Genomic DNA, 24746 nt, shown 5'->3' with positions numbered 1-24746 from the left:
AGAGGGGGTTAAATTCAAAAAGATACAAGGAGCATTATGAACATCCTCATCATCGGAAATGGCGGTCGTGAACACGCCTTGGCTTGGAAAGCAGCACAATCTCCATTAGCAGACAAAGTTTTTGTCGCACCGGGCAATGCAGGTACAGCATTAGAACAAAAAGTTGAAAACGTGAATATCGCTGCGACAGATATCCCTGCCTTAGTGAAATTTGCTCAAGATAAGCAAATTGGGCTCACGATTGTTGGCCCTGAAGCACCTTTGGTGATTGGGGTAGTCGATGCATTTCGGGCAGCAGGATTGAAAATTTTTGGCCCAACTCAAGCAGCTGCGCAATTGGAAGGCTCAAAGGCATTCACCAAAGATTTCCTCGCTCGTCATAAAATCCCAACGGCAGAATATCAAAACTTCACCGAAGTAGAACCTGCATTGGCGTACTTACGTGAGAAAGGTGCGCCAATTGTCGTAAAAGCAGATGGTTTGGCTGCGGGCAAAGGTGTGATCGTTGCAATGACATTGCAAGAAGCGGAAGACGCTGTGCGTGATATGCTTTCCGGCAATGCCTTTGGGGAAGCGGGTAGTCGGGTTGTGATTGAAGAGTTTCTAGATGGTGAGGAAGCCAGCTTTATCGTGATGGTGGACGGTAAAAACGTCGAACCTATGGCTACCAGCCAAGATCATAAACGCGTAGGCGAAAACGACACTGGTTTGAATACCGGCGGTATGGGGGCGTATTCACCTGCACCAGTGGTGACACCAGAAATTCATGATCGCATTATGCGAGAAGTGATTTATCCAACGGTCAATGGTATGGAAGAAGAAGGCAATGTTTACACCGGTTTCTTGTATGCAGGACTAATGATCATGCCGAATGGCCAGCCGAAAGTGATTGAATTTAACTGTCGTTTTGGCGATCCGGAAACGCAACCGATTATGCTGCGTCTCGAATCGGATCTGGTTGGACTTTGTCTTAAAGCTTGTGATGGTAAATTGGACGAAGTGGAATCCCAATGGAACCCGCAAGCGTCCTTAGGCATTGTATTAGCGGCGGAGGGCTATCCGGGAGATTATCGCAAAGGTGATGTGATTAGCGGTTTACCACAAAGTGCGGTCGAAAATGAGAAAGTTTTTTTAGCTGGTGTAGCAGAAAAAGAAGGCAAATTAGTCACGAATGGTGGTCGCGTGCTTTGTGTTACTGCATTAGGTAAAAGCGTATTTGAAGCACAACAAAAAGCCTTAAAACTGGCTGAGCAAATTCAATGGACGGGGCGTTTTTATCGTCGCGATATTGGCTATCGAGCCGTGGCTCGCGAACAATAAAAACCACTATATTTAATCTCAAGGGAGCGTATGGATTATAAAAATAAGGAATTATGTCGTATTCGCACAATCAGTTTTTTTCTGACGTTACATAAAGATAAAACGCAATGGGAAGACACCCTTTATTCAGTTAAACGTGATGTAGATTTGTTATTACCAGCCGTGCAGAAAGCAGGTTATACCTTGCAATCGATTCGGGTCATAACCAATCCTTTTGGTGAATATTTGGATTTAACCAATTTGCAGACAGCAAAAGCAGATTTGCAGTATTTAACGGAGTTACTGAATAAATTTAATGAAAGTGGAATTCGTATTCGATTTGCAATAGGCGCGGCGAGAAATAAAGAGGAAATTGCGTTATTGCCAGAGTTAATCGCAGCTTATGGCGACTTGTGTAATGCTTGTGTTAATGTGCCATTAGATGAAAATGGCGTGTTAGATAATGAACTTATCGAACAATCTGTTTATGCGGTACAACGAATTGCAAATATCACACCACGTGGCGAAGGTAATTTTAACTTTACGGTGAATTTTAACTGCAAGCCATTTATTCCTTATTTCCCCGCCGGTTATCATCTAAGTCATTTACCAAATAGTTTTGTCATAGGGTTAGAAACACCTGATTTATTAGTCGAAGTATTAAAATCTGTACCAAAATCGTCTCATAATCAATTTTATGCGGATTGTTATCGAGCGATGTCGCAAGCGCTGCAATATCATGTAGATCAAGTATTAGAGATGCTAAGTGCGGTCAAATTATCAGGTGAATTTGAATTTGCAGGCATTGATAGTTCGGCGGCACCATCGAAAAATTGTTCATCCATGACAAAAATCTATGAATTAATGGGATTGCCATATTTTGGTGCGGCTGGTTCAGTAGAGATTTCTGCGTTACTGACAAAAGTGTTTAAATCAATCCAACGCGTACCATTAGTTGGGTTTTCTGGATTAATGTTGGCGGTGACAGAAGATTTGGGCTTAGCGGAAGGTACACAAAAACAATATTTTGATATTCGAGCTTTACTGACTTATAGCGCCGTATGTGGTATCGGTTTAGATACGGTTCCGGTGTCGGGAAATGCTAAGGCTGAAAGCATAGCGGCTATTATGCGAGACACCGGGACGATGGCATTTCGCTTAAATAAACCGCTAACTGTGCGTTTATTCCCAATTCCAAATAAGGCTGCAGGTGAAATATCAGAATTTGAAAGTGATGATTTGTGTAACTGCCGCCTTTTACATATTCCAGATTGAACCCCAATTTCCCATCTTGTTGTGATGAATGCCGTCCTTACTGTCAATAAAAGGAGTATCTTATGAGAAAGTTAATATTGGGTAGTCTTGTCGCTGTATTATTAACAGGTTGTGCAGGAGCTTCAAATGTCTCACAAAGTTCAACTTTAGCCGGTGAGTGGATTTGCCATACTATCCCAACGAAAGATAAACAAACTTACGATCGTGTAGATCATTTTGTTTTGAAATCTGATGGAGCAGGTATGTTGCGAGGTATTTCTAGCATTGAATTAGATAAGGAGAGCACGCTCCGTTATTTAATCAAAGGAAAGGTGAAATGGCAGAGTCAAACTAATGTCTTAAGTTTTGATTTTATCAATCGTGCTATGGTGCCGGCTCACAGTAAAAATGTGGCTAAAGCCATCAAGCAAAATAAGGCTTTGCAAAAACAAGAAAAAGAACAATTGGATGCATTTTATAGTAAATCTGCCGATCATGTGGATATGCCAATTGAGCTGAAACAAGATGGCAACGAACTACTTTTAGGCAAGGATTATGCGACTTGCCGACGTGTAACAGAGCGTGATAAAGACATTCAATTATTAAATAAGTACTTTAGTGCCAAGCGCTAACTCTTGTTATTCGATTGTTCGCAGGATGAATAGAATTTTAAGCATACTTTTGTAACTTCAATGACCTATCAAGTAAAAGGAGTATTATGATGAGAAAGCTGATTTTAGGAAGCCTGTTGGCTGTGTTATTGGCCGGTTGTGCAACAGCGCATCAGCAAACGGCAGAGGAAAAGGCATTAGTTGGCGATTGGATTTGCCATGTCAAACCATCCGCCAAGGCGCCTTTACCGGTTGAGCATTTTGATTATATTACCTATCGCGCGGATCAAACTGTGCTGCTACGTGGTATCTCGCAGATCGATACACAAGAAGGTTGGATGCGTTATTTATTACAGGCAAAGGCCAAATGGCAGGCTGATAAGGGTAAGTTAAGTTACGATTTTACCGATCGCCTATTTAAAACCGCCCATTCACCGCAAGTGGCAAAAATAATTGAACAATCTCCAGAATTTAAAGCGCATGATAAGGAGTTTGTTTCATCTTGTAGTGACTGTGGTAATCATTTAGATATGAAGATTAAAATGGAAAGTCCAACAAGGATGACAAGTTTTAATACCTATACAAAAGAGACCGCTCAATGCCGTAAATTGAATGCCGGTGAGCAAACTAAAGAAACAAAACTGATTGAGAAATTAGTTAAAGAAAAGGGCTCAATCTAGATAAGTGAATGTTTTTCATTGTAATAATGAAAAATATGCGCAAAATGTCTGATTAAATTCTTACTTGGAAACAGGTAAACTATACACAAATAATTTAAGTAACGAGGAAAACACAATGTTTAAAAAAAGTATGAACATCGCTGATTACGATCCGGTTCTATGGCAAGCCATTCAGGACGAAAATCGTCGTCAAGAAGAGCATATCGAGCTTATCGCATCTGAAAACTATGCCAGTCCACGCGTAATGGAAGCGCAGGGTTCACAGTTTACCAACAAATATGCGGAAGGCTATCCGGGTAAACGTTACTATGGTGGTTGTGAGTACGCAGACATTGTGGAACAGTTGGCAATTGATCGCGCGAAAGAATTATTTGGTGCGGATTATGTGAACGTGCAACCACACTCTGGTTCACAAGCCAATGCGGCGGTCTATGGTGCATTAATCAACGCTGGCGATACTATTTTAGGGATGGATTTAGCGCATGGTGGTCACCTAACTCACGGGGCGAAAGTAAGCTTCTCCGGTAAAATTTATCATTCTGTGCTTTACGGCATCACCGCTGACGGTTTGATCGACTATGAGGATGTGCGTCAAAAAGCCTTAGAACACAAACCGAAAATGATCGTTGCCGGTTTCTCCGCATATTCCCAAGTAGTAGACTGGAAAAAAATGCGCGAAATCGCTGATGAAGTGGGTGCGTATCTGTTCGTCGATATGGCACACGTTGCGGGTTTAATTGCAGCTGGTTTATATCCAAACCCATTACCATATGCACACGTTGTGACAACGACCACCCATAAAACCTTAGGTGGCCCACGTGGTGGTTTAATCCTTTCTTCTTGCGGTGATGAAGAGCTTTATAAACGCTTACAATCTTCTGTTTTCCCTGCAAACCAAGGTGGTCCATTAGTTCATATTATTGCGGCTAAAGCAGTATGTTTCAAAGAAGCATTAGAACCTGCTTACAAAGAATACCAAGCGAACGTGATTAAAAATGCCAAAGCGATGGTGGAAGTGTTTAAACAACGTGGTTATGACGTGGTTTCTAACGGCACAGAAAACCACTTATTCTTAGTGAGCTTCATCAAACAAGGTTTAACCGGTAAAGCCGCTGATGCAGCGTTAGGTAAAGCGAATATCACCGTTAATAAAAACTCTGTACCAAACGATCCACAAAAACCATTCGTGACTTCCGGTATTCGTGTTGGTACACCGGCGGTAACCCGTCGTGGCTTTAACGAACAGGATTGTCGTGAGTTAGCCGGCTGGATGTGCGATGTGTTAGATTCACTAGGCAAAGAAAACGAAGAACAAGTGATTGCTGCGACCAAAGAAAAAGTATTGGCGATCTGCAAACGCTTGCCGGTTTACGCATAATGCTGATTCAGCTTTTAGTACTCATATTAGCGGCGGTGAACATCGCCGCTTATTTTTTAATGTGGAAAGATAAAGTCCGCGCAGTTCGTCATGGCTGGCGAATTTCGGAAAAAACCTTCTTTCTACTCAGCCTATGCGGTGGTTTTATTGGTGTTTATTGTGCTATGCAACGCTTTCATCATAAAACCAAACACTTCAGTTTTAAATTTATCGTGATTCTCAGCGCTTTGATTTGGCTGATCTTAATCCCTTGCGGATATTTCTTTTTTTAATTTATTGAAACTGAATCAGAGGGAGCGCCCGCCCCTTAGCTCAATGTCTGCTTCCAAACGCGATAAACGCCCCTTCAAAAATAAAAGTTTTCTTGAAAATAATTGCTAAGTCATTGATTTTATTAGGGTTGATTTAAGATGCTATTATTGATGGCGAAATATTGGTTTAATTCGCCTAGCCAACAAGAAAAGGAACTCAGAGGTTCCTTTTTTTTAGCCTTGCAAATATTCAAGGACGATTTTGTGGTGTTCACCGGTTTTGAATTTATCGAAAACCTTGAGGATTTTTCCCTGTTCATCAATGAGAAAGCTAATACGATGGATACCGTCATAGGTTTTGCCCATGAATTTCTTTTCTCCCCAAACGCCGAATTGCTCAGCCACTTGATGGGTTTCATCCGCTAATAGCATGAAATTTAGCTCTTTTTTTTCTTTGAATTGCGCCAGTTTTTTCGGGCTGTCAGGGCTAATGCCTAAAATGACTACGCCTAGTTTTTCCAATTCGCTTTTGCTGTCGCGCAAACCACAGGCTTGTGTTGTACATCCCGGGGTGAGGGCTTTCGGATAAAAATAAACGAGCACTTTTTGTCCGTGAAAATCCGCCAAGGAAATAGTTTGATTGTCTTGATTGAGTAAGGTGAATTGCGGCGCATTGTCGCCGGCTTGCAATGTTTTCATAAAAAATCCTTTGAAATAGAAAAAATAATTTGCAAAGTAGGGGTATTTTAGCGACCATTGTCGGTATTTCCAATATTCCCCAATAATTAACCTCGGAGGTTTTTATGTCCACGTCTTATCCTTTATTTTCAGGCAGTATCGTTGCGCTTATTACACCAATGGATGGTCACGGTGAAGTTGATTTCCAAACACTTGAGAAGTTGGTGAATTTCCATATTGAAGCCGGTACCGATGCAATTGTATCTGTAGGAACTACTGGCGAGTCTGCAACATTGAGTATCGATGAAAATGTGAAGGTAGTGAAAAAGACGGTGGAATTTGCTAAAGGACGTATTCCGGTGATTGCCGGTGCTGGCGCAAATGCAACCAGTGAAGCAATTATCATGACGAAATTATTACATGATAGCGGTGTTGCGGGCTGCCTCTCTGTGGTGCCTTACTACAATAAACCAACCCAAGAGGGGATGTACCAACATTTTAAAGCCATTGCCGAATGTACTGATTTACCGCAATTGCTTTATAACGTACCGGGCCGTACCGGTAGCGATATGCAACCGGAAACCGTAGCCCGTTTGGCGGAAATCAGCAATATTGTGGGTATCAAAGAAGCTACCGGTGATGTGTCCCGTATTCAAAAAATTAAACAATTAGCTGGCAATGAATTTATCGTGTTAAGCGGTGATGATGCTACCGGTTTGCAGGCGATGCAATTAGGTGCTGAAGGGGTGATCTCTGTGACCAATAACTTAGCGGCGAAGGATATGACAGAGATGTGTCATTTGGCGCGTAATGGTAAATTTGCCGAGGCTGAGGTGATTAACCAACGTTTAGCCCGTCTACACCATGATTTATTCTTGGAAGGTAATCCGATCCCGGTGAAATGGGCTGCTTATCGTTTAGGTTTAATTCCTGTACCGAATTTACGTTTACCATTAACTGTACTCAGCGAAGGTGCTCAGGTAAAAGTAGAAGAAGCATTAAAAATCGCCGGTTTAATTTAATTGATGAAGGGGCAGTAGCCCCTTTAAACTTTTTGTGATGTTTTTTGTCAAAACGCGGTCTATTTTATAAATACTATTACGCATGAAGGATAGGGAATGAAAAAATTATTATTAGGTATTGTTATTGCTGCTGTATTGACTGGTTGCTCAAGCGATCCGGAGAAACTACAAACGGCTAATGATAGTTATCAGAAATATGCTGAAGATGTACCCGGTTTTTCTCCATTAAATAGCGGTGGAGTGACTTTACCGCGTCAATCTAATCTTTATGAATTGCCGGCGGAAATTAAAAAAGGAGCTACGGTAGATATTCGTCCGCCTTCAACACCATTGGCAATTATTAAAAATTCCCTAACCCAGTTTGATGGTGAGCGTGCGTTGATCGTGTATTCCGACCAACAGGCCGCGGTATATAACTTACAGCAGGTACAACGTTTATTAAAAGAAGATGGCATTAACTCCAATATCAATGGCTTGGTTTTGCTCTCTGATTGGGCTCCAACCGGTCGTGCGGATGATTCTGCCGGTACGGAAATCCGCTATAAAATTGAACAGATAAATGCTAATGGTGCGAGTGCTTTGGCTGTCTCCGTGCAACAAATGCGTCGTGATGGTGTTATTTTTACTCCGGATGTGGCGGCTAAACAACGTTATACTTCCGATCGCTTAAACCGTTTAGTGGCGGCCCTTACTGAAGCCTATAACAAGCAGCAACAGGATTTAAGTTCGACAGTCGTAGGTGCATTCCAATCCGGTTTGATTACCGATAATAATGGTCGTTTAGCGTTGGCAATGGATGCCACATTTGCTCAGGCTTGGAGTAAATTGGCTTCGGCATTACCGCAATTAGGCTTTGATACAGTGTCTGAAGTGGCAGGTCGTGGTCAACGTGAATTGAAATATAAACCCTTGGATAAATCAGAATGGTTGCGTTTTGGTGTGAGTCGTCCTGATTTGGAGAAGGGCACTTATCATTTACAGATTTCCGCAGTTGGTAAGCAAAGTGCTGCAGTGTTAAGTGATGAAGATGGCAAAGCATTAAATGAAGATGCGGCTAAAGCAGTTTATAATGCTTTGGCACAATTGTTAGCCCATTAATAGCAACATAAAAGAAATGCGGCTTAGGGATATTCCTAAGCCGCATTTTTTATCTGATTTATTCGATGGTGACACCTAAATTGCCAATTTTAACGCCCAACAAACCTAAGGACACGGGATCCAAATAATCCCCTAAAAATTTAAATAATTCCTGCAAATCCGTAAAGTCACGCTTAATTTTTACTTGGTCTTCTACTCGACGGACAAACTCATAACGGATGGTTTCTTCCAAATGGGCGGTTAAGATTAAATAAACGGTTTCAAAGAAGTGGCTTTGCGCGCCTTCTTCACCGGGATCACTGATCCGTACATTCCAAGTATTATTAAATAGTTCGACGTGCTTTGTCATATTTACTCCTAGTATTTTATTTTTTGTCTGATAATAAAAACCCGATTATAAAGCCTCTAAAATAGAAGATTTATAATCGGGCTTTTCAAATCCATATCCCACATGTTTGGCTTTTCGCTGATAGCTGCCTTTTCCTTTCCGTTTTCGCTCAATACGCGGGCGAAATAATGTATCGCTTAATAGCGCCATAATCGCATTATCTTGAATCGCACCCTTGCGATGTTGATAAGCGCCGTTTGTTTTTTTTGCCATCTTTTACCTCTTGCGACGTGAAAATTCACGCCGCACATTATAAGGATAAATCACAAAATTTCCAGCACGCATTGTGGTGGTCGGCCAATCCGTGCTTTGTCGCCATTTACTACAATTGGCCGTTCCAATAGGGCAGAGTGCTCGCTTAAGGCGGCTAACAACTGAGCATTGGTGATTTCCGGACGATCTAATTGTAGTTGTTTAAATAACTCATCTTTGCAGCGCATCATTGCTCGAATATCGGTGATTCCCAATTTATCCGCTAATGCCTGTAGCTCTGTAACGCTGTAGTGTTTTTGTAGATAAGTCTCGATTTGTACTTCGATGCCTTGTTGTTCCAATAATGCTAAGGTTTCCCGGCTTTTGGAACAACGTGGATTATGATAAATCCGAATCGTCATAGAATTTCTCCTGTTCGCTATAATCAGTGGGAATTTTAACTTATAATGGCGCAAATTTCTCTTGGAAAAGCATTATGTTTGAAATGTTGAAAAGCTGGTATCAACGTCGTTTAAGCGATCCGCAGGCGATGGGATTATTGGCGATTTTGTTGTTTGGCTTTGTAGCGATTTATTTTTTTAGTGACATTATTGCGCCTCTATTAATCGCCATTGTGTTGGCCTATTTATTGGAAATACCGATAGCTTTTTTAACCGAAAAACTCAAATTCCCCCGCATGTTAGCTACTATTGTGGTGTTTGGCGGCTTTTTAAGTATTGCGCTGTTAGTCTTTTTAGGATTGGTTCCGACCTTATGGAATCAAATGCTTTCATTGTTAAGTGATTTGCCGGCGATGTTTAACTTATTCAATGAATGGTTGTTACAACTGCCGGAACATTATCCGGAAATTATTGATTATTCGATGGTCGATGCCTTTTTCTCCGCGGCTCGTACCAAGATTCTAGGCGCTGGTGAGTCAGCAGTAAAATTATCCCTATCTTCTCTAATGAATTTGGTGTCCTTCGGTATTTATGCATTTTTAGTACCTTTGATGATGTTCTTTATGCTTAAGGACAAGGGCGAGTTATTGACTAGTGTGAGTCGTTTTTTACCACGTAACCGTACTTTGGCATCGCAAGTGTGGAAGGAAATGCAGCAACAAATCTCAAATTACATTCACGGTAAAGTGCTGGAGATTTTAGTTGTCGGCGTGGTGACTTATTTGATTTTTCTTTTCTTCGGTCTCAATTACCCGTTATTACTGGCGGTGGCTGTCGGTATTTCTGTGTTAGTGCCTTATGTGGGCGCGGTATTGGTCACTATTCCAGTCGCCTTAGTGGCGCTTTTTCAATTTGGTTTGAGTCCAACCTTCGGCTACATCATTTTGGCTTTCGCAATCAGTCAATTGTTGGATGGCAATTTATTAGTGCCTTATTTATTCTCTGAGGTCGTTAATTTACATCCGTTGGCGATTATTATCTCCGTATTAATCTTCGGTGGGCTATGGGGTTTTTGGGGCGTGTTCTTCGCGATCCCATTGGCGACCTTGGTAAAAGCTGTGCTGAACGCTTTACCGGATGAATCTGAATAAAAAAGCGTTTGTTGGCCTCTTTTTAGGCTTAACAAACGCCCCCTTGAAATAGCAAGTTTTTGTTAAAATCACCTCTAAGTTATTGATTTTATTAGAGGTGGTTTAAAAATGCATTTAATTATCTTCGTTCCTCTAAATAGAGCACTTCGGCCTCTGTGGTTTCCCCTGTTTTGAGGCGCCATTTGATATTCCATGCGCCCAACCAAATACCGTATTCCCGCTCATCCTGTTTGCCATGTTGATAGGCTGGGCGCGGATCCTGTGCCAATACATCTCGGATAAAGCGCATCAGATGCGGTTCCTGTGTTTGTAGGCGGGCAAGTTGGGATAATGCGCGCTCACTAAATTCCACGTTCAAGGGAGCATTGGGTTTATCTTGAGCAAATCCACATTGGGCGTCGGGTTCGCAATCGGCATAGGTTAAATAAGGTTTAATATCAAAAATCGGAGTGCCATCGACTAAATCCACCGGCCCAAGATGCAGTAATACTTTGCCTTGTTTGCATTCGATACTCTTTAGTGCAACTTTAGATAGGCCTAATGGATTTGGTCGGTGGGTGGCCCGACTGGCAAAAACGCCAACCCGTTGATTACCGCCTAAACGGGGTGGACGTACGGTCGGTGACCATTTACCGGTTTCGATGCGATCAAATTGGAAGATCAACCATAAATGGCTAAATTGTTCTAGTCCACGCACTGCTTCCGGTACGTTATAAGGCGGGAGTAATTCGATAATACCGCAACCATCTTCAACTAAATTAGCTTGTCGGGGAACCGAAAATTTTTCCCGATAGGGTGTGTGAATGCGGGCAATAGGGGAAAGAGAAAGGGGTAAATCGTTCATCATTGTGCTTTTTCGTGTAGAATACGCGCTTATTTTAACAAAAGCAGAAAGAAAATGACCAATCAAAAATTGCACATGTGGTGGCAAACCGCCCGCCCTAAAACCTTACCCTTAGCTTTGGCTTCGATTTTTACCGGTTCGGCATTAGCATATTGGGCCGCGCCCGGAGAATTTAGTGTCGGCGTTATGGGGCTGTGTTTATTGACCACGATTTTATTGCAGATTTTATCTAATTTTGCCAATGATTATGGCGATCATCAAAAAGGTTCCGATACAAAGGAACGGATCGGCCCGTTGCGCGGTATTCAGCAAGGCGCTATTTCCGCTCAGGAATTAAAATGGGGGCTCATTCTAGTGGCCTTAGCCGCTTTTGTCAGCGGTGCTGCACTGATTGGATTGGCTTACCAAGGATTGGCCGATTTGTTAGCATTTGCCTTATTGGGGATTTTGGCCATTGTGGCAGCGATTACCTATACAGTTGGTGCAAAACCTTATGGTTATATGGGCTTGGGTGATTTATCGGTATTGCTATTTTTTGGTTTACTTGGCGTAGGTGGTACCTATTATTTGCAAGCACATAATTTGCATTGGTGGGTCTTTTTACCTGCCTTGGGATCGGGATTGTTGGCCACCGCGGTGCTAAATATTAATAACCTGCGTGATATTGAGCAGGATGCAAAAGTGGGCAAGATTACCTTGGCCGTACGTTTAGGGCCACATGCCGGACGGGTCTATCATAGTATTTTATTAAGTGCTGCGGCTCTCTGCTATTTGCTATTTACCGCACTTTATTCAACTAGTCCGTGGCATTATTTATTTTTGCTCGGTATACCGTTGTTGTTTAAACATGGCTTTTTTGTATTGAGCCATCCGGAACCCATGGCATTACGCCCGATGTTGGCGCAAATGTCGATGATTTCATTAATTATCAATGTGCTTTTTAGTTTAGGGTTGCTTATTGGCTAAATCCTCCTATACTAGAACGAGTTTCAATTATTAGGGAATGGTTATGTATATCGATACTTCAGAACTTTGCGATTTTTATGCCGATCAGGTTGATGTGGTGGAACCAATTTTTTCCAGTTTCGGTGGCGTGAGCAGCTTTTTCGGTAAAATTACTACCGTAAAATGTTTTGAAAACGTAGGTTTGATTGCTGAAATTTTGGAAGAAGACGGTGAAGGTCGAGTGTTGGTTGTAGATGGTGGTGGGGCTGTGCGTCGAGCGTTAATTGATGCAGAGTTAGCACAATTAGCTGCAGATAATCGTTGGGAAGGCATTATCGTTTACGGAGCTGTTCGTCAATTACAACAATTAGAAAATATTGATATTGGTATTCATGCCCTTGCTCCAATTCCAGTGGGCGGTGATGAAAATAATTTAGGTGAGAGTGATCTTCCGGTGAATTTTGGCGGAGTGACTTTCTTTCCCGAAGATTATATATATGCCGATTTAACGGGAATTATCCTTTCTCAAGAGCCATTGGATTTAGAAAATTTCGATTGGCAATAAATGAACAAAATAGGGTGCGGCTAAATAGCCGCACTTTTTTTGTTCCAATTTTTTGCACTCTGTCACACTTTTAAAGATTGCTCATTGCAAGAACGTAACATTCCTTTAACATCTAAACACTATTGTTGCTTTAGTTGGAGGAATCTTATGGATGCTAATTTATTGAAAGGCTACAAAAATGGGCCTATTTTTATCGGCGCTATTGTTCTGTTTTTTCTTTTGTTAAAATTTTTACCTTTTAATCCAAAAGAAAACGCTGGACTGGCATTGTTGGCATTTATTGCCGTACTTTGGTTAACCGAGGCGTTGCACGTTACGGTCACCGCGTTATTAGTTCCGCTAATTGCGATCCTATTAGGCTTGGTTACAACGAAGCAGGCGCTAGCGGCATTTTCTGATCCGACGATTTTCCTCTTCTTTGGTGGCTTTGCATTAGCGACCGCATTGCATATTCAAAAGCTCGATAAAATGATCGCTAACAAGATTATGGCATTGGCACGAGGCAACTTACTGCGTGCGGTGTTATATCTTTTTAGTATCACGGCCTTCTTATCGATGTGGATGAGTAATACGGCCACCGCAGCCATGATGTTGCCATTGGCGATGGGGATATTAAGCCAAATGGATAAGGAAAAAGAGCACAATACTTACATTTTCGTGTTGCTCGGTATCGCCTATAGTGCCAGTATCGGTGGTATGGGGACCTTAGTGGGAAGCCCACCGAATGCAATCGTTGCGAGTAACTTACATTTAACCTTCTCTGATTGGTTATGGTATGGCTTACCGGTAATGATTATTTTAATGCCGTTGATGTTAGGAACATTATTTTTGGTATTTAAACCAAAATTAAATATTCGTTTCGAACAAACATTTGAAAAAATTGAGTTGAATGGTAAACGCATTCTGACATTAGCGCTGTTTGTGGTTATTGCATTCTGCTGGATTTTTAGTAGTCAGCTCAACCCATTGATTTCCGGTTTCTTAGGTTTATCAAAAAATATCGGTAGCTTCGACAGCGTTGTAGCCTTGGCGGCTGCAATTGTGATTTGTGCCACCGGCATTGCCAGTTGGAAACAAATTCAAGAAAACACTGAATGGGGCGTGTTAATGCTATTTGGCGGTGGCCTGACCCTTAGTGCCGTTTTAAAAGATTCTGGTGCTAGCAATATTTTAGCTAACGGCATTGTGTTCTTGGTAGAAGGACAACATTTCTATCTCATTGGCTTATTGGTCGCTGCCTTCATTATTTTCTTAACTGAAGTGACTTCCAATACTGCTGCTGCTGCGTTATTGGTGCCAATCTTTATTTCCATTGCTCAATCCTTGGGAATGCCGGAAGTTGGTTTAGCGTTAATTATCGGTTTAGGAGCATCCTGTGCCTTCATGTTGCCGGTAGCTACACCGCCAAATGCCGTGGTGTTTGGTACGGGACAAATTAAGCAATCGGAAATGATTCGAGCGGGTTTTGTGCTTAACTTAGTGTGTATCTTTGTGATTGCCACTATTGGCTATCTATTCTGGTTGAATTAAAACGCTATTGCGGTTTTCAAAGTTTTCTCTAAAATAGATGCTAAGTCATTGATTTTATTAGAGATAAAGTAAAAATGCGGCGCAAGTTCATTTGCGCCGTATTTATTTGTCGATGGATTATGCTTCATCATCTGATTCAATTTCGTTTTCCGTATCTTTGAATCGTTCGATAATCTCTTGAATTTCTAAAGCCATTTTTTGATCGCATTCGCGGGCAATGTCCACCATCGCCGGGTTTTTAAATATTCCTTTATCAGGATCGTAGACTTGAGCCATCAAAGCTACTTCATGGCGGTCTGCTTCAAAATAATATTGGCTGATGGCTTTTGCTGTTTGCGATTCCATACCTAAGTGAATGAGCGCGCGTTTGCCTGCACGTACCGCGGAATCGAAGGTTTCCCGAATAACGTCATCGGCACCGGCTTGATGCAATGCAAAGGTATCAAAACGATCAAAAGCCCGCGCAATGATTTTTATATGCGGATTGATTTCTCGGGCAAAATGTACGATTTGATGCGCCTGTGCCGGATTATCAATGGCCACAACCAGCAAATCGGCATTTTCTAGTCCAGCCGCGAGTAAAAATTCAGGGCGGGAGGCATCACCAAAATAGGATTTAATGCCATATTCATTAAAGCCTTTAATCATTTGTGGATCTACATCCACTATTGTGGTGGCATAACCGCTTAAGCGTAAGACATCGTTAACGATTTGCCCGAAGCGTCCCATGCCGACCACCAGAATAGGGTGTTGTTCATCAATCTCATCAGCTTGGATTTCCAAGCTTTGCTTATATGGCTTCAGACGCTCATAAGCGATAAGGACGATGGGGGTTAATACCATAGAAAGTACCACAATGGCCGTCATATTCGCATTCACGGTAGCATCAATGACGCCCAATGCATTAGCAGAAGAAAAAAGAACGAAGGCAAATTCACCACCTTGAGCCATTAATAAAGCACGTTCAATTGCTGTTTCATGGGTACTTTTAGCCATGCGGGCAACGAAATAGATACATAGCGCCTTAGTTAACATAAGCACTACAACGCCAATGCCGATGAGTAACCAGTTCTCAGCAACAACATTGAGATCGAGAGCCATTCCAACCCCAAGGAAAAAGAGCCCAAGCAATAACCCGCGGAACGGTTCAATATCCGCTTCTAATTGGTGGCGAAATGAGGATTCAGAGAGCATAACTCCCGCTACGAAGGCTCCTAATGCCATGGATAATCCGGTTTCTTCCATTAATAAAGCTGCGCCTAACACAACAAATAATGCTGCGGCAGTCATTACTTCTCGAGCGTTGGAGTTAGCCAGAATTCTAAATATCGGATTTAAAATAAAGCAGCCAATAAAGACTAAGATCGCCAGAGCTACGATAGCAATCAGAGAGGATTGCCACCATGTCATGCTGGATTGGCTTTCTAATGGTGAAAGAAAGGCGATAACCGCAAGTAATGGAACAATCAGTAAATCTTCGAATAATAAAATTGAAACGATTTTTTGCCCTCGCTTCGTGGAGAGTTCTTTGCGTTCGCCTAATACCTGCATCACTATTGCTGTTGAGGTTAATACGAAACCGGACGAGCAGACAAAGGCGGTTTCCCAAGATAAACCAAATTGCACCGAAACAACCGTCATCAGTACCGCACAAATGATGACTTGTAGACTACCTAGGCCAAAGATTTGTCGGCGTAGTCCCCATAAATGAGAGGGTTTCATTTCCAGCCCAATGATGAATAGGAACATCACAACTCCAAATTCGGCTAAATGAATAATAGCTTGTGGGTCATTGATGATATGTAATCCAAATGGCCCAATGATTAAACCTGCAGCTAAATAGCCTAACACCGAACCTAGTCCTAAACGTTTAAATAGGGGGACGGCAATAACTGCCGCACCTAATAAGGCGACGACCCGAATGAGATCCCCTGCACCTTCTGCTGCCATAGCTAACTCCTCAAATATTTTAGATATAAAAAAAGATCACATAATGCGATCTTCAAAATTGGTCCCCCCTGCCGGACTTGAACCAGCGACCAAGCGATTATGAGTCGCCTGCTCTAACCGACTGAGCTAAGGGGGGAAAGTAGCGGAATTATAGGGAAATAATCCCGCAAAGTCTAGATAAGCGAATTTAGTCGTTGGAAAAATCACCGACGAATTATTGCAATACCGAAATATCCGCCACTTGTAAGAACAAGTCTTGTAACGTGTTTAAAATCGCTAAGCGGTTTTGGCGTAATGCCGGATCTTCAGCATTTACCATTACGTTATCAAAGAAGCTGTCTACCGGTGCACGTAAGTTCGCTAATTTATCTAATACTGCCGTGTAATCGCCTTTTGCGATAAGTGGTTGTACTTCAGTACGTAATGCAAGTACCGCTTCAGCAAGGGCTTTTTCTGCTGGCTCTACGCAAGCGGTCAAATTGATCTCGCCAATTGCAGCATCCGCTTTGGCTAAGATATTGCTTACACGTTTGTTTGCTGCCGCTAACGCTTCCGCTGAATCTAAAGTACGGAAGTGTGAAACCGCACGCACACGCGCATCAAAGTCAGCTGGGCGAGTTGGACGACGCGCCAATACAGCTTGAATAACATCCACCGCAATGCCTTCATCTTGATACCATGCACGGAAACGACCAAGCATAAAGTCCACGACATCAGCAACCACATTTTTATTCGTTAGTTTATCACCGAAAAGTGCGGCTGATTTTTTCACTAAATCTTCTAAATCCAGTGGTAAGTTTTTCTCTACGATAATACGTAATGCACCTAATGCCGCACGACGCAATGCAAATGGGTCTGCGCTACCTTTTGGTGCTTGCCCGATGCCGAAGATACCCGTTAAAGTGTCAAATTTATCCGCTAAAGCAACCGCACTTGCAACGAGTGATTTTGGTAATTCATCACCGGCAAAGCGAGGCATATATTGTTCATTTAATGCCACTGCGACTTCTTCGTCTTCACCATCATGACGAGCATAGTGCATGCCCATCACGCCTTGGGTATCGGTGAATTCAAATACCATGTTGGTCATCAAGTCACATTTTGACAGTAAGCCGGCACGTTTTGCTTTCGCTTCGTTTGCACCGATTTGTTTTGCAATTTCGCCTGCAAGTTGTTCAATACGGTCAGTTTTGTCTTTCAATGTACCGAGTTGTTGTTGGAACAATACGGTTTCTAAGCGTGGTAAACGATCAACCAGTTTTTGTTTTAAGTCCGTTTTGAAGAAGAATTCCGCATCGGTTAAACGAGGGCGAACCACTTTTTCGTTCCCTTCGATAATCGCGGTGGGATCTTCTGGGTTGATGTTTGAGACAAAAATAAAGTGAGGTAATAATTTGCCGTCTTTGTCATAAATCGGGAAATATTTTTGATCGCCTTTCATGGTGTAAACCAAGGCTTCCGAAGGCACCGCTAAGAAGCGTTCTTCAAATTTTGCCGCTAAAACGTTTGGATATTCCACCAACGAAGTCACTTCTTCAAGCAAGCTTTCTTCAATGTCAGCCACGCCGCCAAGTGCGGTCGCTTTTGCTTGAGATTTTGCCAAAATTTCTGCTTTACGTTCGTTGAAATCTGCGACTACAGAACCTTTTTCACGTAATAATTGCGGATATTGGTCAGCATGTTGAATTTCAAATTCTTTCTCGCCTAAGAAACGGTGACCGCGAATAGTGCGTGCGCTTGCCACACCTAAAATTTCGCCTTCGATTAACTCATCACCTAACAACATAGTCACAGTATGAACCGGACGGATAAATTGCACGGTTTTGTCTGCCCAACGCATTGGTTTTGGAATTGGCAATTTCGCCAACGCATTTGCCACAATGCCGTTAAGCAAGTTTTTAGTCGGTTGACCTTCAATTTTCGCACGATGAACGAGCCATTCACCTTTATCAGTCGCAATGCGTTCTGCTTGGTCAACGGTAATGCCACAACCACGCGCCCAGCCTTCAGCCGCTTTTGTTGGTTTACCTTCCGCATCAAAGGCAGCAGACACTGCCGGCCCACGTTTTTCGATTTCTTTGCTTGGCTGTTGTGTGGCTAAGTTCAATACTTTCACCGCCAAACGACGCGGTGCCGCAAACCATTCGATTTTATCGAAGGTTAAACCTGCTTGGTTCAATTCCGCTTCAACGTTATCCGCAAAAGAGGTTGCTAATGTTTTGAGAGCTTTTGGTGGCAGCTCTTCTGTGCCGATTTCTACTAGGAAGTTTTGGGTTGTCATTTTGTTTCTCTTATTTAAAAATTCTGTAGGTTTAAATTCTTATTTTCTTCGTCATCACTTCTGCCAAATCTCCCCTCCCCCTCTTTGCTAAAGAGGGGATTGGATCTTTGGAAAGTTAAATATTTATGTTCTACTTTAAAGCTTTTTGAAAGCAGATAATTTAATCTTTATTGAAATTAAAATGTAAATGAGCCAGTTACAATCAATTTACTCAAGAATCCCCATCTTTAGCAAAGAGGGTATTTGATCTTTGCAGAGTTAAATATCTACGTTTTACTTTAACGTTTTTTTAAAGCAGATAATTTAATCTTTATTGAAATTAAAATGTAAATGAGTCAGTTACTATCAATTTACTCATGAATCCCCCCTCTTTAGCAAAGAGGGGTAGGGGGAGATTTGGTAGAGCTACTTAACGCTCATACTCAATCAGTCCTCATATTCTCAAAATATAAATAGTCCACTACTATCAATTTACCCAAGAATTCCCCTCTTTAGCAAAGAGGGGTAGGGGAGATTTGGCGGAGCTACTTAACGCTCATATTCAATCAGTCCTTACATTCTCTAAAAACAAATAAATCTGCTCTACTACACTTTCAATTTCACGCATTACTTCATCATTGCTAAATCGCATCACAGTGAAACCAAGTGAATTTAATTCTGCATCTCGCAATGCGTCTTTTTCCTGATAATCAGGCTCATAATGCTGACTACCGTCTAATTCGATAATCAGCTTTGCTTTCGCACAATAAAAATCAACGATATAACTTAAAAGAGGCTTTTGTCGATTAAATCGAAATCCTAATAATTGATCTCGATTGATGCGTTGCCATAGCTTTCTTTCCGCATCCGTTTGATCCGCTCGCAATTTCTGCGAATTCTCTTTTAAGTATTTTTCATAGGGTTGCATGAACGCTATTTTTTGCCGTTTTCAATACTCTTACTCAATACCCGTTGAAACCGCTCATAATCACAAAAACCATGTTCAAATGCTGACTACCGTCTAATTCGATAATCAGCTTTGCTTTCGCACAATAAAAATCAACGATATAACTTAAAAGAGGCTTTTGTCGATTAAATCGAAATCCTAATAATTGATCTCGATTGATGCGTTGCCATAGCTTTCTTTCCGCATCCGTTTGATCCGCTCGCAATTTCTGCGAATTCTCTTTTAAGTATTTTTCATAGGGTTGCATGAACGCTATTTTTTGCCGTTTTCAATACTCTTACTCAATACCCGTTGAAACCGCTCATAATCACAAAAACCATGTTCATCTTTCTCACAGCCTTTGAGGGTTAATGCTGTTTGGTTTGGTGGTGTCGATAAACTTAATGGCGTGATGTTAATCAACTGTTCAGTGGATTGATAAACATAATCCAGCTTAAATTTGAGTTTGCCACTTGGTTTGTGTTTCCACACTTCAAATAGTAACTTGCCACCGATTGGGATATTTTCCAAAGAATCATTCAACTCATAAGGCTCAACGCCTAGTGCTGCAAGCAGAGCGACGATATTAGAATCGTGTCCAACCAACAAGTTAATTTTGTTTTCACTATTTAGTTGTTGCTGAATAAATGCTAATAACGGATATGAGGCATTTTGTGCCAACGCTTCGTTGTTTTTAAATAACGTGCGGTAATATTCGTTTTTAATTTCGTTAATTGCACGCCATTTTTCTTGGCTATTCACACGACCGTTTGCGATTTCTGAATCAGGCTTGCCCACATAATGCGCAAGCAATAATGCACTGACAATCTTCTTCCCGGTGCTGATAGAACCAGTAATCTTGACCGACTTGCCGTCTTTAATACTGTATTCACCGACTTTTCCACCTAAATCACACTCGCCTTTTTGCAGGCAGTTTGGTGAATTTTTATAATCGATGATTTCACTTAATAGCGCATAATTTGGCGCTAATTTTTGCTGTAAAGCGGTTAAATCAACGTTATTTTTTGCAGATTCAATCAAGGCTTGACTTGGATTATGCGCCTGCGTGTTGAAAATTGGATCTTTTTCTGAACCAATTTTACCGTGATGTTGCAGTTGAACATTGCAGCCCGCAAAAGCTCCCGCCACAATGGCTTGCCCTGTTGCAATTGTGCGTTGCACACCATTCGCATAAGCAAAAATACCCTCGCCCGATGCACAACGATCTGTCGTTAATAATCCTTTATCCGCAAGCCATTGCCCTAAATATTGGCCGAAATAGGTTTCTAACACCGTCCCTTTTGCCGTGAGATAACCTGATGGCACATCCCATTTTGCCCATGCATGCGGAGAATATTTCGCCATCTCTTGTGGGTCTTTTTCCACTGGCGAGCGTAATCCATGGCGACTGAAGATTAATATTTTCTCAAGTTCATAATCTGCACCCGGTGCATTTTGGGGATTTTCTGTCGCACAAAGAAAATTTGTCGTACTAAAGCCAACTAGCAACACCATTAAGTTTCGGATAAGTTTTTTCATCTTTAAGCATTTCCCGTTGTTAATTTATCTAAAAATACCCAGAGTGCATTGTTCATGGCTTGATAGTCAAAGGTTAGAATATCTTCAGTTTTTTGTACAAAAGGGTATTCAGTACTGAGCTTTGCTAAATTTTCATGGCGAACAATATCCTGTGCAATTGCTTGGGTAAATTCCAAATGACATTGAAAACCATAGACTAAAGGCGAATAACGCACAATTTGTCTTGGGCAACCTTGGCTAGCTGCAAGAATAACTGCATCATTTGTCAGATTTGGCATATCATTGTGCCAATGGCCGACAGTTAAAGAATGGCCAAAGTGCGCAATATTATCATCTTTTAAGCCTTCTTCATTGAGTAAAATCGGGAAGTTACCGATTTCTTTATGTGGGCTATGAGAGTAGCCAATGCCGAAACTAGCACCAATTAATTGTGCACCTAGACAAATCCCCACTACAATTTTATTGGCATTAATCGCCTGTTGGATTAGGCGTTGCTCTGCTTGTGGATCATAATAAGGAAAATTTATGCGATCTTCATCAGGCGATTGTGGACCACCCAGTACAATTAACATATCGAAACTATCCGCATTGGCGGGCAGAGCTTCAAAAAGATGAACCTTGCTAAAAGAAACCTGGTAGTTGCGCATTAAAGCCCAATCTAAATAGGCTCCTGGATTCTCAAAATCTTCGTGTTGAATAAAATGGACGCGCATACCCACTCCTGTAAAACGCTATACTGCTTTTAAAAGTTTTTCCAAAAACAATAGGTAAGTTATTGATTTTATTAGTGTTGGTCAAAAAATTAATCGCCAAGTGCTGCCACGGCACTGTAGAAGTTAAAGGCGTATTTCATTCCGTAAACAATTACTAGCAATATTGCTGCTAAATTGACACTTAGAAAAAAGACCAATTGCTTGGCATTAGTTTGTTGCCAGATTTGTTTAAAGATCGTCCAACCATTGGCATCAACGGGAGCATTGTGGTGCAACTCGTTGAGTGATTTCAGCATTTTTTTACTAAAACTCACAACATTAATCAGCATCACACTAAAGGCGATAAATGCTGATGAGAAGGAGAAAAAGAGCAAAATGGCTTGGTCTAAATCAAAATATTCCCAGCGTAGTTTGCCAAACATAAAAAGTGCAAGGGAGAAAAAAAGAACGGCTGGCGTTAAATTACGTAAAAACATCAAATAATCATCACCGATCTTAAATAGAAACTCCCAAAAGCTAATTTTTACCTTCTCCATTATTTACGGATTATCCAGCTTTTCTTAGTTTTCATTAAACGCACTTTGCCGTCTTTGGAGACATAGCCACCTTTGACTACCTCTAAAATTGTGTTTTCTGGCAAATCAGAGGCAAACACTTCAACCTGTTGCTTATCTTCTGACAGAATGCCGTACACTGCTTGAGTTTTATTGGCGGGATCGTCTAACTTAATATCCGCCACATCAAACACTTGTACACAGGCTTTTTTCAAATAAGAATAAGACTGCCCCGCACTGGGTAAGCAACCGTGAGCATCGGTTTCCCCGCCCACGGTTGGTATTTCAGCTTGCGGTTGTGCATTGCTACAAGCGGTCAAAATCATCACTGAAGTTGCAAAGGCTAACGCTTTTTTCATCATTTTAGAAAATCTCTTTTAATTTGGATTCATCTAAAATGACACGATCGTCCTCTAACAATAATGCCGGGAAGCCTGCATAGCCTTGTGCTTTTGCATCATCAAATGCGGCGTGACGATCACGCAAACGCAACCATTGTTTCAAATTTGGAATGGAAGATAATACTTCCACGGCCTCATAATCCACACCCAAGCGTTTTAACTCCGCCACAAATGGCGCTGTATCCGGGCAATCTGCCGCATAATAAAGAATAGGTTTCATTACTCACCTTCTTGTTCTGCTGCCGCGGTTGGGTTTAATGTCGGTTCGCCAATTTTGCTTAAGCGGTTACGATCACGATGTTCAAATGGTGCATCATAATTTGGGATAATCAAGATTGTGGTTTGATCGTATGACCAAGTGCCATCATCATGGAATTTCACCGTCATTTCAAAACTTTCCGTGGTAAATGAACGCTCTAAGAACGGATTTGAAATAATACCGTTTGTTAGTGAACCGCGTACCGCTTTTACCGTAAATTCTTTCGCATCAGCCGGCGCATTACCGACCGCAATAAACGTTTGGCCGCGAGGAATGCTACCGGTTAATAAAATATTGCCTGTTTCAGGTTCCCATAACCAATAACCCACTTGGTCGTGGAAGGTTTCTACTTCACCTGGTTGTATAATATGGGCGTGGTAGCGCAATCCATAGTACAGTTGCGGACCATTGGTTTGAGCATCTGTTGGATGAGCTTCATAACGTTCGATATAAGGATCTTTTTCTGGCCCTTCAGCTTTCGGGTTAATATCCACACCACGCTTACCTTCCCAAACACCCGCTAATCTAGCCAATGGGCCTAAATTCGCGAGCGTATTAGGATCAGTTTCTGCTTCAGTATAAATATCGTCTGGGTATTGAAAATCTTTCATCATTTTCTCCTTATATCGTTGTGTTAATGCTTAAAGTGCGGTTGTTTTTTTGCCTATTTTTTACAGCCTGGGAAACCTAAGGCTTCACGGCTCGCATAGTACGCTTCAGCCACGCCTTTGGTTAATGCGCGAATGCGTAAAATATAGCGTTGACGCTCTGTGACCGAAATCGCTTTACGCGCATCTAACAAGTTGAAGCTGTGTGCCGCTTTTAAAATGCGCTCGTAAGCCGGTAATGGTAACGGACGTTCTAATTCTAATAAGCTTTTCGCTTCTTTTTCGTATTGATCGAAGCAGTAGAATAAGAAATCGGTATCGGCGTATTCAAAGTTGTAAGTCGATTGCTCGACTTCGTTTTGATGGAACACATCCCCGTAAGTGGTTTTACCAAGTGGACCATCAGACCAAACTAAGTCATACACAGAATCCACACCTTGAATGTACATCGCTAAACGCTCTAAACCGTAGGTGACTTCACCTGTTACTGGTTTACATTCTAAGCCACCCACTTGTTGGAAATAGGTAAATTGGGTCACTTCCATACCGTTTAACCACACTTCCCAACCTAAACCCCAAGCACCTAAAGTTGGGTTTTCCCAGTTATCTTCCACGAAACGGATGTCGTTTTGTGTTGGATCAAAACCAAGCATTTCAAGGGAACCTAAATAGAGTTCTTGAATGTTATCTGGGGACGGTTTAATCACCACTTGGAATTGGTAGTAATGTTGTAAACGGTTTGGGTTTTCGCCATAACGACCGTCGGTCGGACGACGTGAAGGTTGCACATAAGCGAATGCCATCGGTTCAGGGCCTAGTGCACGTAATGCGGTCATTGGGTGAGAGGTACCTGCGCCCACTTCCATATCAAAAGGTTGCACAACGGTACAGCCTTGATTTGCCCAATATTCTTGCAAGGCTAAAATCATGCCTTGGAATGTTTTTACGTTGAATTTTGTTGTCATAATTTGGCTTCTATAAATGGATGAAAAATGCGGGCATTATACTTGAAACCGTAAGGTGGATAAAGGCGAAAAAGTGGGAGTAGAAAATCTTAGGGTTTATATTTAGTGGAATTTCCCCTGCTATTAAAGTTAGTCGGACTAAATTTAAAAGATCATTTATCAAAAGATAATGAGAATAAAAAATGAGAGTCTCTTTATTCTGATATATCCCTATGCTAAATAAAAAAACTCTCATTTTGCTCATGGCTGTTTAATTAAAGTTCA

At 41.6% G+C, this 24746-nt stretch carries 26 protein-coding genes, 1 tRNA gene and 2 pseudogenes; 12 read left to right on the top strand and 17 right to left on the bottom strand.

Annotated features, from left to right (window positions below; translation table 11 throughout):
* Positions 1-36: 36 nt before the first annotated feature.
* The 6 genes from purD (at position 37) to CKV74_RS00295 (ending at position 5494) form a co-directional block, all read left to right on the top strand.
* Entirely contained in the window at positions 37-1320 is a 1284-nt protein-coding gene (gene purD / locus CKV74_RS00320) for a phosphoribosylamine--glycine ligase (protein ID WP_095176595.1), read from the top strand.
* A 30-nt stretch (positions 1321-1350) separates the two neighbouring features.
* Positions 1351-2574, top strand: coding sequence for a DUF711 family protein (locus CKV74_RS00315; RefSeq protein WP_095176594.1), 1224 nt, complete (start codon positions 1351-1353; stop codon positions 2572-2574).
* A 62-nt stretch (positions 2575-2636) separates the two neighbouring features.
* The gene (locus CKV74_RS00310; protein ID WP_007241600.1) at positions 2637-3185 is read left to right on the top strand and encodes a hypothetical protein; all 549 of its coding nucleotides are present in this window, start codon (positions 2637-2639) and stop codon (positions 3183-3185) included.
* An 86-nt stretch (positions 3186-3271) separates the two neighbouring features.
* Positions 3272-3844, top strand: a complete 573-nt coding sequence (locus tag CKV74_RS00305; RefSeq protein WP_007241802.1) for a hypothetical protein — start codon at positions 3272-3274, stop codon at positions 3842-3844.
* A 115-nt stretch (positions 3845-3959) separates the two neighbouring features.
* Complete coding sequence (gene glyA / locus CKV74_RS00300) at positions 3960-5222, top strand: serine hydroxymethyltransferase (protein WP_095176593.1); 1263 nt, start codon at positions 3960-3962, stop codon at positions 5220-5222.
* Between the two features lie 59 nt (positions 5223-5281).
* Positions 5282-5494 carry a DUF1294 domain-containing protein gene (locus tag CKV74_RS00295; protein ID WP_373970127.1) on the top strand — a complete coding sequence of 71 codons (213 nt, stop codon included), beginning with the start codon at positions 5282-5284 and terminating at the stop codon, positions 5492-5494.
* 213 nt (positions 5495-5707) lie between these two features.
* Here the strand turns inward: CKV74_RS00295 and bcp are convergent, their stop codons facing one another.
* On the bottom strand, positions 5708-6172 hold the full coding sequence (bcp, locus tag CKV74_RS00290) for a thioredoxin-dependent thiol peroxidase (protein ID WP_095176591.1): 465 nt from the start codon (positions 6170-6172) through the stop codon (positions 5708-5710).
* A 104-nt stretch (positions 6173-6276) separates the two neighbouring features.
* Here bcp and dapA point away from each other — a divergent pair, with 104 nt between their 5' ends.
* On the top strand, positions 6277-7173 hold the full coding sequence (dapA, locus tag CKV74_RS00285; RefSeq protein ID WP_007241682.1) for a 4-hydroxy-tetrahydrodipicolinate synthase: 897 nt from the start codon (positions 6277-6279) through the stop codon (positions 7171-7173).
* Positions 7174-7269: 96 nt separating this feature from the next.
* Entirely contained in the window at positions 7270-8271 is a 1002-nt protein-coding gene (gene bamC, locus CKV74_RS00280) for an NlpB/DapX family lipoprotein (RefSeq protein WP_095176590.1), read from the top strand.
* Between the two features lie 58 nt (positions 8272-8329).
* Here bamC and CKV74_RS00275 read toward each other — a convergent pair whose 3' ends face one another.
* The 3 genes and pseudogenes from CKV74_RS00275 to arsC all read right to left on the bottom strand — a co-directional run bounded on the left by CKV74_RS00275 (position 8330) and on the right by arsC (position 9273).
* Positions 8330-8620 (bottom strand): DUF5377 family protein, encoded by a 291-nt coding sequence (locus CKV74_RS00275; protein WP_095176589.1) that lies wholly within the window; start codon positions 8618-8620, stop codon positions 8330-8332.
* Positions 8621-8636: 16 nt separating this feature from the next.
* Positions 8637-8872: pseudogene (locus tag CKV74_RS00270) on the bottom strand (alternative ribosome-rescue factor A).
* 50 nt (positions 8873-8922) lie between these two features.
* Complete coding sequence (gene arsC, locus CKV74_RS00265; RefSeq protein ID WP_007241569.1) at positions 8923-9273, bottom strand: arsenate reductase (glutaredoxin); 351 nt, start codon at positions 9271-9273, stop codon at positions 8923-8925.
* Positions 9274-9347: 74 nt separating this feature from the next.
* Between arsC and CKV74_RS00260 the strand changes: the two genes are divergently transcribed.
* Complete coding sequence (locus CKV74_RS00260; RefSeq protein WP_007241862.1) at positions 9348-10403, top strand: AI-2E family transporter; 1056 nt, start codon at positions 9348-9350, stop codon at positions 10401-10403.
* 118 nt (positions 10404-10521) lie between these two features.
* Here CKV74_RS00260 and tsaA read toward each other — a convergent pair whose 3' ends face one another.
* Positions 10522-11247, bottom strand: a complete 726-nt coding sequence (tsaA, locus tag CKV74_RS00255; RefSeq protein ID WP_007241708.1) for a tRNA (N6-threonylcarbamoyladenosine(37)-N6)-methyltransferase TrmO — start codon at positions 11245-11247, stop codon at positions 10522-10524.
* A 54-nt stretch (positions 11248-11301) separates the two neighbouring features.
* Here tsaA and CKV74_RS00250 point away from each other — a divergent pair, with 54 nt between their 5' ends.
* From CKV74_RS00250 to CKV74_RS00240, 3 genes are all read left to right on the top strand, one after another.
* A complete protein-coding gene (locus CKV74_RS00250) occupies positions 11302-12213 on the top strand; it encodes a 1,4-dihydroxy-2-naphthoate polyprenyltransferase (protein ID WP_095176588.1) in 912 nt (303 codons plus the stop codon).
* A gap of 43 nt (positions 12214-12256) precedes the next feature.
* The gene (rraA, locus tag CKV74_RS00245; RefSeq protein ID WP_007241857.1) at positions 12257-12757 is read left to right on the top strand and encodes a ribonuclease E activity regulator RraA; all 501 of its coding nucleotides are present in this window, start codon (positions 12257-12259) and stop codon (positions 12755-12757) included.
* Between the two features lie 147 nt (positions 12758-12904).
* Positions 12905-14287 (top strand): DASS family sodium-coupled anion symporter, encoded by a 1383-nt coding sequence (locus CKV74_RS00240; protein WP_095176587.1) that lies wholly within the window; start codon positions 12905-12907, stop codon positions 14285-14287.
* 117 nt (positions 14288-14404) lie between these two features.
* Here the strand turns inward: CKV74_RS00240 and CKV74_RS00235 are convergent, their stop codons facing one another.
* The 12 genes and pseudogenes from CKV74_RS00235 to glyQ form a co-directional block, all read right to left on the bottom strand.
* Entirely contained in the window at positions 14405-16237 is a 1833-nt protein-coding gene (locus tag CKV74_RS00235) for a monovalent cation:proton antiporter-2 (CPA2) family protein (RefSeq protein WP_007241647.1), read from the bottom strand.
* A 59-nt stretch (positions 16238-16296) separates the two neighbouring features.
* A tRNA-Ile gene (locus CKV74_RS00230) sits at positions 16297-16373 on the bottom strand.
* Positions 16374-16451: 78 nt separating this feature from the next.
* Positions 16452-18518 (bottom strand): glycine--tRNA ligase subunit beta, encoded by a 2067-nt coding sequence (gene glyS / locus CKV74_RS00225; RefSeq protein ID WP_007241734.1) that lies wholly within the window; start codon positions 18516-18518, stop codon positions 16452-16454.
* A gap of 541 nt (positions 18519-19059) precedes the next feature.
* Entirely contained in the window at positions 19060-19425 is a 366-nt protein-coding gene (locus tag CKV74_RS00220) for an endonuclease domain-containing protein (protein ID WP_007241560.1), read from the bottom strand.
* A 79-nt stretch (positions 19426-19504) separates the two neighbouring features.
* Positions 19505-19711, bottom strand: a pseudogene (locus tag CKV74_RS00215) (DUF559 domain-containing protein); the annotation flags it as partial.
* A 5-nt stretch (positions 19712-19716) separates the two neighbouring features.
* A complete protein-coding gene (locus CKV74_RS00210) occupies positions 19717-20958 on the bottom strand; it encodes a histidine-type phosphatase (protein ID WP_408607457.1) in 1242 nt (413 codons plus the stop codon).
* A 26-nt stretch (positions 20959-20984) separates the two neighbouring features.
* A complete protein-coding gene (locus CKV74_RS00205; RefSeq protein WP_007241718.1) occupies positions 20985-21695 on the bottom strand; it encodes a glutamine amidotransferase-related protein in 711 nt (236 codons plus the stop codon).
* A gap of 89 nt (positions 21696-21784) precedes the next feature.
* Positions 21785-22117 (bottom strand): hypothetical protein, encoded by a 333-nt coding sequence (locus tag CKV74_RS00200; RefSeq protein WP_007241605.1) that lies wholly within the window; start codon positions 22115-22117, stop codon positions 21785-21787.
* A 113-nt stretch (positions 22118-22230) separates the two neighbouring features.
* A complete protein-coding gene (locus tag CKV74_RS00195) occupies positions 22231-22611 on the bottom strand; it encodes a hypothetical protein (RefSeq protein WP_007241543.1) in 381 nt (126 codons plus the stop codon).
* Position 22612: 1 nt separating this feature from the next.
* Complete coding sequence (locus CKV74_RS00190) at positions 22613-22870, bottom strand: hypothetical protein (RefSeq protein WP_007241513.1); 258 nt, start codon at positions 22868-22870, stop codon at positions 22613-22615.
* On the bottom strand, positions 22870-23520 hold the full coding sequence (locus CKV74_RS00185; protein WP_007241746.1) for an FABP family protein: 651 nt from the start codon (positions 23518-23520) through the stop codon (positions 22870-22872). The genes CKV74_RS00190 and CKV74_RS00185 overlap by 1 nt, the downstream gene beginning before the upstream one ends.
* 53 nt (positions 23521-23573) lie before the next feature.
* Entirely contained in the window at positions 23574-24482 is a 909-nt protein-coding gene (gene glyQ / locus CKV74_RS00180) for a glycine--tRNA ligase subunit alpha (RefSeq protein WP_007241535.1), read from the bottom strand.
* Positions 24483-24746: the final 264 nt, after the last annotated feature.

The sequence above is a fragment of the Haemophilus pittmaniae genome (assembly GCF_900186995.1).
In the GTDB taxonomy this organism is placed as follows: Bacteria; Pseudomonadota; Gammaproteobacteria; order Enterobacterales; family Pasteurellaceae; genus Haemophilus_D; species Haemophilus_D pittmaniae.
The sequence above is the reverse complement of the archived record's forward strand: the minus strand, read 5'-3'. Positions and strand labels throughout refer to the sequence as shown.